Source organism: Massilia frigida (genome assembly GCF_011682175.1).
Classification (GTDB): domain Bacteria; phylum Pseudomonadota; class Gammaproteobacteria; order Burkholderiales; family Burkholderiaceae_D; genus Telluria_A; species Telluria_A frigida.
Genome location: NZ_WHJG01000078.1, coordinates 1 through 12,125 on the forward strand (window position 1 = coordinate 1; position 12,125 = coordinate 12,125).

The following is a 12,125-nucleotide window of genomic DNA, read 5'->3' on the forward strand; positions in this document are numbered from 1 at the left end:
AAAACTGAGAAACGTGCCATTACACAAATTTCGCGAAATCCGAGGAAATTTGACCCTAAGTACTTGATTCATATGGAGCGTGCTCAGGAAAAAAGGTGAAAAACCGCTTCAAACTGTCGAACTCGGGTGGGAACGGTCATTGGGCTTGGGTTCGTGATGTCCCAAGCGTTTACGTCGTTCACTACAGGGACTTACTGGCGAAATTCCGTGATCTTAAAGAATCGAAGGCCACTTTTCACGCGGACGATAGCTCCTTTACCTTCGAGTCCGGTATAGGAAAGACCACACTCCACTGGGCCGCCGTGAAAGAGCTTTGGAAATTTCAAGACGTGTGGCTTCTGCTATTTTCAAAGGCTAGTTTCAGTACGCTACCTGTGGCGAATCTTTCGCCCGAATTACAACGATTAATAGTCGGCAGTGTCACGGCCGCAGGTGGAAGAATTCTCTAACTTGGGCTAGTCCAGACTAGCCGATGGGCAGCAGAGTTCTCGATGCTTTGGCGGCTCGCCGCCCAGCCGGAACCTAGTGTGTTATTTTCATCTTCACCAACGGCTGCTATGGGGCAATAGCGGAAGTATCAGCCACAGTCCGGGCATTTCGATTGCGGCCGTGTTCGCAGACGGCATGATCCCATGGCGCGCTTATGGGAGCCCATCTCCCGGCCCACCGTCAATCGCCAAAAGGCGACGGCCGCGCCTCAATGATCGCGCGGTCCTAACAGGGTGTTGATTTAATCGCCGTGCCCGTCAACCGCCCCGAGCTGGTAAACGTTGTTCAATCAACCCTACTTTCGACCGCCATCATGCGCAAGACCGACGTCACCCAGCATTCGCTGTACAGTTACCGCACGCTGGAGGAGCGCATCCCTGATGCGCATCCACTGCGCAAGCTACGGGTGCTGGTCGACGCCATCCTAGCCAATATGAACGACGATTTTCAGGCACTGTATTCGCGACGCGGGCGTCCCTCCATCGCTCCTGAGCGCCTGCTGCGCGCCAGCCTGATTCAGACGCTGTTCTCGATCCGCTCCGAGCGGCAACTGGTGCAGCACATTGAATATAACCTGCTGTACCGCTGGTTCGTCGGCATGAACCTCGACGAGCCCGTGTGGAACCACTCGACCTTCAGTGCCAACCGTGATCGCTTGTTCAGCGAGGCGATGACGCAGCGCTTCTTTGCCCAGGTGCTGCGTATCGCCGAATGGCAAAGCCTGATTTCGGACGAGCATTTCACCGTCGATGGCACCATGATCGAGGCGTGGGCCTCAGTCAAGAGCTTCACCAAGAAGGATGGCAGCGGGGCTCCGCCGAGCGACGAGGGACGCAACGCCACGGTCGACTTCAAGGGAGAGAAACGCTCCAATGAGACACATCAATCGACGACCGATCCAGACGCGCGGCTGTACAAGAAAGGCGACGGCGACAAGTCCAGGCTGTGCTATCTGGGCCACGCGCTGATGGAGAACCGTAACGGCCTGGTCGTCGATGCCACCACCACACTGGCGAGCGGCACCGCAGAACGTGACGCGGCACTCATCATGGCCGCGCGCAGCATCAAGAAGGCCGGCGCGACACTGGGCGCCGACAAGGGCTACGACGCCGCCGAATTCGTCAAGCAGTTGCGCGACCAAGGTGTGACGCCGCACGTGGCACAGAAAAAACACAGCGCCATCGATGGGCGCACCACGCGCCACGCTGGCTACACGGTCAGTATCAAGAAACGCAAGCTGGTCGAGGAGATCTTCGGCTGGAGCAAGACCATCGGCGGGCTGCGCAAGGCGCGCTTCGTCGGCCTGGACAAGGTGCGCGCGCAGACCACGTTCACCTTCGCCGCTTACAACCTGACCCGCATGGCGAGCATCTTTGGCTGGCGTTTGTCGGCGGTGGTGGGATAGGTCCGTCCAGAGTGGGCGGGAAGCGCCGAAAAAGCGGAAAAAACAGTCTAAAAACCAGCTAGAAACCGGTTTTTAGGCAGAATGCGGGATCCCGCCCGAAAAATTCGAGTTTCGGGCGACGGAATCCGAAGGATTGCAGTCCTTTTTCAACGCCCTGCTAAGGGGGAATCCTATTTGTCCTCAAGACTAGAATGCCTTGGGAGTACCCGCCACGTGAGCTCGACTGCGGCGGCGGCATGACGTGCTGGCGCTGCCTTGACGAATGGATGCAAGCAGGCGTTGGGCAGAGCGTCCATGAGGCTGTCTTGTGTCGCCTCGCGAGCACGACCAGATCATGCAGGATCGAGCCAATGCCGAGGCCACTAGCGTGCCAGCTCCGTTCGGTGGGGTGCACACCGGCCGAAACCCGACTGATTGCGGCAAGCTCGAAGGTGCATCAGGGTTACTCATATCAACTCCCGATGTGCGGACGGACAGCGGCGATAGCCTCGATTTCGATCATGGCCGCAGGATCGTACAGGGCCTTGATTTCGGCAATCGTATCGGCCGGATAGGGTGCAGCAAAGAACTGACGGCGCAGTTCCACTACCTCCTTGAAGTTACCCATGTCGGTCACGAAGATGGTGACCTTGATGACGGCGTCAAGGCCCGAGCCGCCGGCTTCGAGCGCGCGCCTGAGGTTGGCGAACGCCTGCTCGCCCTGGGCCCGGAATCCGCCGGCCACAATCTTGCCATCGTCGCCGGCGCCCCCTTGACCGGACACGAATAGCAGATTGCCGAATTTGATCGCTTGCGAAAGCAGGAAGGGTTCGTAATTGTCTGGCTGGGTGATGATTCGTTCGAGCATGATGTTTTCCTTTTGTCACGGTAGTGGATGGATGTCCGGCGCTCTCAGTGCCGCAGGGACAAGATAGGCGGGCCCCGTTATGTTGACAAACGGTGATTCGTCAGGCATAAGGTGAATTATTTTCACCTGTAGGCACGATGCGGCGACTTCCCCCACTCTCGGCACTGCGCGCGTTTGAAGCGGCAGCCCGCCATGGCAGCTTCAAGAACGCTGCCAGTGAACTTGCCGTCACCCCGACCGCGATCAGCCATCAGATTCGCTTTCTCGAGCAGTCCACCGGCCTGAAGCTGTTCGAGCGGCAGGTGCGCAAGGTCGTCCTGACCGATGCCGGTCTGGAGCTCTATCCGGTGCTGCGCGACGGGTTCAATGCGTTCGAGACGGTCCTGCAGCGCCTGGGGACGGCCCAGGCACGCCGCCGGGTCATCATCTCGGCGACCAATGCGTTCATGGCGCGCTGGCTGGCGCCCCGGGTGGCGGACTTCCGAACCTCGTACCCGGACATCGATCTGGAGCTGTACGCATCCGATCAGGCAGTCGACCTTGAGTCCGGCGTCGCCGACATCGCGATCCGCTACGGGCGAGGGCCGTATCCCGGCATGGTAGCGGAGCCGCTGTTCGCCGACAGCTTCGCACCGGTGTGCAGCCCCCGGCTCGGGCCATTAACACAGGCGGATCTCGACCAGGTCCCCTTGATCGATTTCAGGTGGACCCGCGACCATCCGCTCAACCCTACGTGGAAGAACTGGTTCGCGGCAGCCGGCCTACCGTGGAAGACACGCCACGGCCAGCTTCTTTTCTCGGACGAAGACCATGCGATCCAGGCGGCATTGGCCGGCCAGGGGATCGCACTGCTGAGCCTTGCGCTGGTGGCCGCCGACATCGCGGCCGGGCGCCTGGCGCAGCCGTTCGGCCCGAGCATGCCCGGGCATACCTATCATCTGGTCCGAAGTGCGGGCCATCTGCACGGGCCGCACGTCGACTCGGCATTGGCATGGCTGCGCGGCCAGGCCTGCGGACCGGCCACGCCCTTGGCGCTGCCTGACGACGCGGATGGCTGCGCTAAGCCGTGATGTCGCGGCGGACCAGGTTCAATCGCACTCCACGTCGCCGGAGTCTTTAAACTCGAAGCAGCGCGGCAGCGTGCCGGTGTCGCTGTGTTTGGCCAGCGCCATGCAATAGGCGTAATTGCGCTTGCTTCCCCAGAACGCAGGCTCGACGCCGGCGCCCAGCACGTCGAGCTGCTTCTTGAGGTAGCTCGCATCGCGGGCGATGCAAGCAAACGTGCCGAGATAGTTTCGTGTGCGCTTTTCATCGAACGTGGCCAGGATATCCTCGAAGCCGGTCTTCATCCTGGCCCAGCTGACGTCGCCGGACGTGAACATGTCCCCCGCTTGCGAGTGCGTCCAGTGCATGCGCGTGTACATGGTTTGTCCGAGTCGTTCCTTGGTCAGTTCGACCGCGCGCTCAACGACGTCGTTGAACTCCTCCTTGGATCCATGCCACCGTTCGGAGTGGTAGCGCGCCGCCTCATAGTGCAGATCCATATAGTAGGGGGCGAGCGCGACCCCCTTCTCATACAGGGCATCGAACTTTTGCGCCGTCTCTCCCTGTGCCAAGCCAACGTTCAGCATGGCGGCATACCAGGCCGGATTGGTCTTGTTGGCCGGAGCGAGGGCAGCGAGCTGCGCCTTGGCCGATGCCATCCGGAGCTTGAATAATTTCCACTCCGCCGGGCTGACTGTCCCTCCGAAACCTGTTCCGCGCGCAAACCAGGCATATTTGGCGGTGAATAACGCCAACGCCAGCTTGGGCGCTTGCGACCTGGGCGACGCCTTGCGCCAGGCGCGCAAGGAGGCCTCCTGGCTCCGTGCGGTGTCCTCCGTCACGGGCGTGGAACCGCAGGTATCGAAAGACTGCTCAATGCCTTCGAAAAACGCCTGCAGCGAGGAAATGCTGTCGGCAGTCATCGACTTTTCTTCCAGATATCTGGCGTACAAGGCGTCCAGTTTTTTATAGTCCTTTTTCTCGAAAAGCGCTTGTACCTCGTCGACCACAACATTCGTCGGCCGCGTGCGCTTGGTTGGAGTGCAAGCTGCGTACGCCGACTGGATGGATACGAGCAGCACGAAAGACCATGCTGAAATACGGGATAAATGTTGCCAGGATGGGGTCATGAAAGAGTCGGGTGGGCAAACAGCGTGTGTCCGCCAGGGTGAAGTAAAGGCATCGTGTCCGATGAACTATTGAGTATCCGGCAAGCATTCTACAGTGCGCCGCAGCGCCGTCTGCTGCCGCTGGACCGGGACCACATCAAGCCGGCGACGATGGCCGGCTGCACAGCCGACACGCCGAAGAGCGAACATGCCGGCTGACGCGGACTGGCGGAACGCCTGAAACGCCTATTTTTCGGGATGTCGTGGGCGCTCCACGTATGCACAAATTTTTACTGTCCTTTCTTGCCCGATTCTTTTATCCTGCGGCTACCATTTTTAGCCCCAGGAGACAACGTGTCGAAACTCATCCCGATTACCCTGCTGGCCCTGCCCGCGTTCGCCATGAACGCGGTGGCGGCCGGCCCGGCGGCGCCCGCCAGCGCAGGCGCCAAAGCCGACGTGCTGCCATTCAAGGCCACCGAAAAAACCCTCGCCAACGGCTTGAAAATCATTGTCGTCCCGACCGGCTTTCCCAACCTGGTGTCGGTACAGATCCCGGTGCAAACCGGTTCGCGCAACGAGATCGAGCCGGGCAAATCGGGTTTCGCGCACTTTTTCGAACACATGATGTTCCGGGGCACCAAGGCCTATCCGCCTGAAAAATACCAGGACGTCATCACCAAGGCCGGCGCGCGCCAAAATGCCTACACCAGCGACGACCTGACCAATTACTACACGACCTTCGCCAAGGACGACCTCGAAACCGTCCTCAAGGTCGAGGCCGACCGCTTCCAGAACCTGTCTTACGGCGAAGATGCGTTCAAGACCGAATCGCGGGCCGTGCTGGGCGAATACAACAAGAACAGCGCCAATCCGACCTCGAAAATGTTCGAGGTGCAGCGCGACACGGCCTACAGCACCCATACCTACAAGCACACCACGATGGGCTTCATCAAGGACATCGAGGACATGCCGAACCAGTTTGCCTACTCGAAAGTGTTTTTCGACCGCTGGTACCGCCCGGAACGCACCACGGTGATCATCGCCGGTGACGTCGATCCACAAAAAGCCATCGCCCTGGTCGAAAAATACTGGAGCACATGGAAAAAAGGCAGCTACAAGAGCGAGGTGCCGATGGAGCCGGCAGCACGCGGCGCGCTCTACAAGCACGTGCCATGGCCGACCCAGACGCCACCGCTGGTGACGGTCGGTTTCCGCGCGCCGGCGTTTTCGGCCACCGCCAAAGACCATGCCGCGCTGTCGATGCTGCTGTCGCTCTCGTTCGGCCGCACCTCGCCGCTCTACAAACGCTTGATGCAGGATGAACAGAAAGTCGACCAGTTCAGCGACTACACGCCGGGCCGGGTCGATCCCAACCTCGCGACCATCATCGCGCGCGTGAAAAAGCCCGAGGATGCCGTGTACGTGCGCGACCAGATCCTGCAAACGGTGGCGCAACTGCGCAACGTGCCGGTCACCGAGCAAACCCTGGCGGACGCCAAGTCGGCACAAAAATACGGCCTGATCCGCTCGCTCGATAACACCGAGCAGATCGCCGGCACCCTGGCCTCCTACGTGCACTACAACCGTTCCTACGGCACGCTGAACCAGTTCTACCGCCTCACCGACAGCCTGACCCCGGCCGACCTGCTGGCCGCCGCCCGCACCTACCTGGTCGATGACGGCATGATCGTCACCACCCTGTCCAACCAGGCCCTGCCGGAAGCGATGGCTACCCTGCCCTCGCTGGCGAGCCTGGCGGCGCCGGCCGCCGAAGCCAAAGTTGATGTGCTGGTGCAAAAATCGGCACTGCCGCAAATCCGCTTCAAGCTGCTGTTCGCCGCCGGTTCGGCGCACGATCCGAAAGGCAAGGAAGGCCTGGCGGCGCTGACCGCGATGATGGTGGCCTCGGCCGGTTCGAGCGAGCGCAAGATCGACGAAGTGAGCAAGGCCCTGTTCCCGCTGGCCGGCTCGTTCACCGAGCAGACCGACAAGGAAATGACCACCTTCACCGGCTCGATCCACAAGGATAACTGGAAGCAGTACCTGGCCGTGGCCATGCCGCAGCTGGTCGCCCCGGGCTTTCGCGAGGAAGATTTCCGCCGCCTCAAGGATTCGCTCAAGAACGCCCTGCTGGTCGACCTGAAAGACAATAACGAAGAAGAACTCGGCAAGGAACGCTTGCAGACCAACGTCTTTGCCGGTACGCCGTATGCCCATCCCGTGCTCGGCACGGCCAAGGGCATCGACGCGATCACGCTCGACGACGTGAAGGACTTCTACAAGAAAGCCTACACCCAGGGCGCGGTCCGGGTCGGCATATCGGGCGACGTGTCGGACGACATGACGTCCGCGCTCAAGCAGGCACTGGCCAAGCTGCCGGCCGGCGCGGGCTTGCCGGCCACCAGCGCACCGCTCGCCCGCACGCCGAACGGCCTGGAAGTGGAGATCATCGAAAAGAACACGCGCGCCACCGCCCTCTCGTTCGGCCTGCCGATCGAGGTGCGCCGCGGCCATCCGGATTTCCCGGCGCTGTGGCTGGCCAAGACCTTCCTGGGCGAACACCGCGCCTCGAATGCCTATCTGTACCAGCGCATCCGCGAGCTGCGCGGCATGAACTATGGCGACTACACGTACATCGAAGCTTTCCCGCGCGGCATGTTCCAGTTCTTCCCGAACCCGAACGTCGGCCGCAAGGGCCAGCTGTTCGAGGTCTGGATTCGTCCGGTCGCACCGGAAAACGCCCACTTGGCGCTGCGCATCGCCTTGACCGAGCTCGACAAGGTAATCCAGCAGGGCTTGACCCAGGAACAGTTCGAGATCACGCGCGGCTACCTGATGAAAAACGTGTTCGTGATGACGGCCACGCAAGACCAGTACCTCGGTTACGCGCTCGATTCCCAATGGTACGGCACGCCTGAATTCACCACGATGATGCGCGACGGCTTGAGCAAGCTGACCCTGGCCGACCTCAACGCCGCGATCAAGAAGCACCTGTCGACCAAGAACCTGTCGCTCGTGTTCATCACCAAGGATGCCGCTGGCCTCAAGGAAAAACTGGTGACCGACGCGGTGTCGACGATCAAGTACGACGGCAACAAGCCGCAGAGCTTGCTCGACGAAGACCAGGTGATCGGCAGCATGAAGCTCAACATCAAGCCCGAGGCGGTGAAAATCACCCCGGCCAGCGCGGTGTTCGCCGAGTAAGACCGTCAGTCAAGCGTGCACTTGGCACCCATCCCGGAAGGACGGGTGCCAAGTGCAGCGCGGCGCGCTCAGGAAGTCATGCGCTCCCAGCCATGCCTGATCGCCGCCTTCATCTTCTCCCAGGTCGAGCCGGGATTGCGCGCCTCCCAATTGGTGCGCAGCCCGGTCTCGATTTCTTCCCACGGACGTCCGCGATACAGCGCGCTGCCCGCCATGCTGCTGCCATAGCGGTAGGCCGGCGCGTAGTCGTCGTAGCTGCCGCCTCCGCGCGCGAAATTGCTGCTCCAGTGGCCCCGGAAATAGGCGTCGTCGTCGGGTGCGATCTGTTCGATGTCCACCTCGGTGTGGCGCACGGTATCGTTGATCTGCTCCTGGCGCTGCGTCACCTGCTTGCCGATGATGACTTCTTCCACCATGCGCGCCGTCTTCTCGACCACGGCTTCTTCCGCCGTTTCGCGCAGTTCGATCGTGTTTTCCTGGAAGGCGGCAAGGTCGGCCGGGTCGACCATTTTATCCACCGCGCGCCGCTCCACGTTGATGTGTTCCTCGCGCAGGCCGATGCTTTCGCTCACCGGCGTTTGCACGATGCGCTGGTAGATCCGCACCCCGCCGCGCTGCACCTCGCGCTTGCCGATCTTGAGTTCTTCCTGGATCACGGGAATGGCCGTGGTATCGGCCGCGCGCTGCTGCGAGCCGGCCATGGCCGCGCCCTGGGCGCTGCCGGCGCCGCCGCCCTGAGACGAACCGGACGCGGACTGCTGCGACAGCGCTTGCCCGCGCATGGCGTCGCCGCCCTGCATGGCGCCCTGCCACTGCCTGGCATGCTCGTCGATGTCGACCGGCCCATGGCGCTCGACGATGTCGGCGGCGCGCTCCACCTCGGGCTCGTTCGGCGCCGTCACGGTCAATACGTAATGCCCGCGCGCGATCGCCTCGGAATACATGCGCGCAGGCTCGCTGCGGTCACCGCCGAACAGGTCGGTGAAAAAGTGCTTGATGCCCGCTCCGAACGACTCCTCCTCGCCGGCACCGGCCGCCCGGCCCGGACCGCCATCGCTCAAGCGCACGTGTTGGCGGGAAAAACCCGCGCCCACCAGGTCGTCGAGCGCCTGCTGGGCGTCGCCGCGATGATCGAATACCGCTACCAGTGTGTGTTCCATGATGACTACCTCCGTGTTGTTGAACTCGCTTCCTTGTGAGGGCCTTCGTCGAACCGTTCGACGACCACGTCTTCCGCGCGCAGCATGACGGTCCCGGACTGGGTGCGGGAGCGCTGGATGCGCGTGATGTGCACTTCTTCCTTGATGCGCAGGCGCCGTTCGGTCACCAGCACTTCCTCGACCACCGGCACGATCAGCGTGTCGCCTTCCTGGCGCGCGGACGGGGCCTGGGACAGGGGCACGATCCTGTCGACGATCACATGCCTGACGTCGAGCTCGTCGTACAGCAGGGTTTCGTCGACGTGATGGGGGTGTTCGCTGACCGTTTTGTGGAGCCGCAGGCCGCGCCCGGTATCGACGACGCGCGTTCCCACCCGTACTTCCTCGCGGTGCAGTGCCACGCTCAAGGTGTCGCCGTCGGGCGCGCCGGGTGCGTCGGGGCAGTCGCTTGCCATGAATGTCGCTCCTCGAAAAACGCTGCGGAGCGCACGAGAGTACCGCAAAGTGCGCCGACCCCGCACACCATTGACCTCCCTCAAGTTTTGATTGCTCGCGTAGTCGAAGCTGGAGTGTCGCCCGCATCCGGGCCAAGGAGGAAACCGCCATGGCAGTGCTATCCACGACCCTGACCGAATTAAGCGGGCGCGCCGCCGCGCCACAGGCATCGCAAGCGCCCGACATCGAACCGCCCAGCCCGCTCGACCGCTTCCTGCACGCGATGCAGGCGCACGCCACGCAAGGCATCTCGCCCGCCAGTCTGGCGCTGGCGCATGCCGACTGGCTGCTCAAGCTGCTGCAATCGCCCGCCAAGTGGCAGCGCCTGCTGCAAAAAGCCTGGACCAAGGAGCTGCGCTGGCTCGATTACGCGCGCCGCAGCACGCTGGGCCAAGCGCCGCCGCCCTGCATCGAGCCGCTGGCGCAGGACCGGCGTTTTCGCGATCCGGCATGGCAGCGCTGGCCCTACAACCTGGTGCAGCAGGCTTTTCTGCTCAACCAGCAGTGGTGGCACAACGCCACCACCGGCATCGATGGCGTCAGCCGCCACCACCAGGACGTGGTCGCCTTTAGCGCGCGCCAGCTGCTCGACCTGGCCTCGCCGCTCAACGTCGTGGCCACCAATCCCGAGGTGAGCGACGCGGCCGTGCGCGAAGCCGGCGCCAATTTCGTGCGCGGCGCGGTCAACCTGGCCGACGATGTCTGGCGCAGCCTGACGGGCGCGCCACCGGAGGGCGCCGAGGCGTTCCGCCCCGGCATCGAGGTCGCCGTGACGCCGGGCCGGGTCGTGTTCCGCAATCATTTGATCGAACTGATCCAGTACGCGCCGGCGGCGGGCAGCGCCAGCGTGCACGCCGAGCCCATGCTGATCGTGCCGGCCTGCATTATGAAGTATTACATTCTCGACCTGTCGCCGGGCAATTCGCTGGTGCGCTACCTGGTCGGGCAAGGACACACCGTCTTCATGATCTCGTGGCGCAATCCGGACGCCGACGACCGCGAGCTCGGCATGGACGACTACCTGCGCGATGGCGTCATGGCCGCGCTCGGACACATTCGCGGAGTCGCGCCCGTACGGCCGGCTATTGCCTCGGCGGCACGCTGCTGTCGATCGCGGTGGCCTCGCTCGGCTGCGAGGGCGAGGCGCTGATCAATTCGATGACCCTGCTGGCCGCGCAGACCGACTTCAGCGAAGCTGGCGAGCTCAGGCTGTTCATCGACGACAGCCAGGTGGCCTTTCTGGAAGACTTGATGTGGCAGCAGGGTTACCTCGACAACCGGAAAATGGCGGGGCATTCCGCCTGCTGCGTTCGAACGACCTGGTGTGGTCGGTGTCGGTCCACCAGTATCTGCTGGGGCACCGCGGCCGTCATTACTACACGGCGCGCCGCCGCCGTGGCGACTGCTATATCGATCCCGAGCGCTGGCTGGAGCACGCCAGCGAACACGAGGGCTCCTGGTGGCCCGCGTGGACCCACTGGCTCGACGCGGTGTCGACCCAGCAGCGCGTGCCGCCGCGCACTGTGGAGGCCGAACTCGGCCCGGCGCCGGGGAGCTACGTTCTGCAGCGCTAGCGACGCAGCACAGGTGGCTGGCGCGCCCATCTGCACGATGCCCTTCCGGCTGCGCGCGCCGCGCACCACCGTGCGTCATCCGAAAGCGGGACGCCAGCACCGCCACGGTCATTTCCGCAAGGCTGCCGGCGCCCTGAAGGATGTCGTGTGCGTAGCTCAAGCGAATGTGGCGCGCACGGCCAGCCTAGACTTCGCGGTAGTCCTGAATGTGCAAACGCGCCAGTTCTTGTGCATTCCCTACCGCTTCCTCGCCGACAGCGGCTGAGTCGGGTAGCCAATTGAAGAAACCAGGCCCTTGAAAGAGCAACAAGCCATCCGCGAACCGTCGCGCACGTGTAAAACTTGCCCACCCGATTCGCACCTCGCTATCTCGGCCAACAATGTGCGACCCGCTTTCTGACATGACGAACGCAATGTCATCATTGTGAAATGGCGATTTTCTGAATCTTCTGCGAATAAGCCAGGCGTCGATAGGCCGACCGAGTAGCAGGGCCCCGACGATGCCACCTACTATTCCCGCAAGCAGCACCGAGCCGATGAACACGGCAAGCGCCAAGAGCACAGCCAGCGCCGCTCCCAGCAACCATTTCAGTCCGATGAATGGCCGGCGCCACCACAGCTGCTTCCTGTAACGCAGGAATGAGGTGATCAAATGGTCTTCCGAGAAGGGGGGTGTAAGCCGGAACCGCCGAAATTTCCGTCCCGCCCAAGAACGGGCCACAGGAGCCACAGGACTTGCCGAATAGGGCGCGACCAGCCGATTCTCGGCAAGGAATTACGGGAACTGAAGCACTA

The 12,125-nt window shown here is 62.4% G+C and carries 10 protein-coding genes and 1 pseudogene; 7 read left to right on the forward strand and 4 right to left on the reverse strand.

The annotated features are described in order from the left end of the window. Nucleotides 1–95 precede the first annotated feature (95 nt). Together F2P44_RS36745 and F2P44_RS33490 are read left to right on the forward strand one after the other, a co-directional pair. Nucleotides 96–449: a YcxB family protein gene (locus tag F2P44_RS36745; RefSeq protein WP_167094296.1), complete on the forward strand. Its 354-nt coding sequence runs from the start codon at nt 96–98 to the stop codon at nt 447–449. Between the two features lie 353 nt (nt 450–802). Beyond that, nucleotides 803–1,894: an IS5 family transposase gene (locus F2P44_RS33490; protein WP_167094298.1), complete on the forward strand. Its 1,092-nt coding sequence runs from the start codon at nt 803–805 to the stop codon at nt 1,892–1,894. Nucleotides 1,895–2,345: 451 nt separating this feature from the next. Here the strand turns inward: F2P44_RS33490 and F2P44_RS33495 are convergent, their stop codons facing one another. Beyond that, a complete protein-coding gene (locus tag F2P44_RS33495; protein WP_167094300.1) occupies nt 2,346–2,741 on the reverse strand; it encodes a RidA family protein in 396 nt (131 codons plus the stop codon). A 137-nt stretch (nt 2,742–2,878) separates the two neighbouring features. On the opposite strand from F2P44_RS33495, the gene F2P44_RS33500 reads away from it, so the two are divergent. After that, entirely contained in the window at nt 2,879–3,811 is a 933-nt protein-coding gene (locus tag F2P44_RS33500) for a LysR substrate-binding domain-containing protein (RefSeq protein ID WP_167094302.1), read from the forward strand. Between the two features lie 18 nt (nt 3,812–3,829). Here the strand turns inward: F2P44_RS33500 and F2P44_RS33505 are convergent, their stop codons facing one another. Next, nucleotides 3,830–4,915, reverse strand: coding sequence for a DUF4034 domain-containing protein (locus F2P44_RS33505; RefSeq protein WP_167094304.1), 1,086 nt, complete (start codon nt 4,913–4,915; stop codon nt 3,830–3,832). A 54-nt stretch (nt 4,916–4,969) separates the two neighbouring features. Between F2P44_RS33505 and F2P44_RS33510 the strand changes: the two genes are divergently transcribed. Together F2P44_RS33510 and F2P44_RS33515 are read left to right on the forward strand one after the other, a co-directional pair. After that, nucleotides 4,970–5,113, forward strand: a complete 144-nt coding sequence (locus tag F2P44_RS33510) for a hypothetical protein (RefSeq protein ID WP_167094306.1) — start codon at nt 4,970–4,972, stop codon at nt 5,111–5,113. A 135-nt stretch (nt 5,114–5,248) separates the two neighbouring features. Continuing rightward, a complete protein-coding gene (locus F2P44_RS33515; protein WP_370662787.1) occupies nt 5,249–8,101 on the forward strand; it encodes a M16 family metallopeptidase in 2,853 nt (950 codons plus the stop codon). A 68-nt stretch (nt 8,102–8,169) separates the two neighbouring features. Here F2P44_RS33515 and F2P44_RS33520 read toward each other — a convergent pair whose 3' ends face one another. Together F2P44_RS33520 and F2P44_RS33525 are read right to left on the reverse strand one after the other, a co-directional pair. Continuing rightward, the gene (locus tag F2P44_RS33520; RefSeq protein WP_167094309.1) at nt 8,170–9,261 is read right to left on the reverse strand and encodes a YsnF/AvaK domain-containing protein; all 1,092 of its coding nucleotides are present in this window, start codon (nt 9,259–9,261) and stop codon (nt 8,170–8,172) included. Between the two features lie 5 nt (nt 9,262–9,266). Continuing rightward, the gene (locus tag F2P44_RS33525) at nt 9,267–9,716 is read right to left on the reverse strand and encodes a YsnF/AvaK domain-containing protein (protein ID WP_167094311.1); all 450 of its coding nucleotides are present in this window, start codon (nt 9,714–9,716) and stop codon (nt 9,267–9,269) included. Between the two features lie 149 nt (nt 9,717–9,865). Here F2P44_RS33525 and F2P44_RS33530 point away from each other — a divergent pair. Further along, nucleotides 9,866–11,330 (forward strand): annotated as a pseudogene (locus tag F2P44_RS33530) (PHA/PHB synthase family protein). Nucleotides 11,331–11,343: 13 nt separating this feature from the next. Continuing rightward, nucleotides 11,344–11,595, forward strand: a complete 252-nt coding sequence (locus F2P44_RS33535; protein WP_167094312.1) for a hypothetical protein — start codon at nt 11,344–11,346, stop codon at nt 11,593–11,595. Nucleotides 11,596–12,125: the final 530 nt, after the last annotated feature.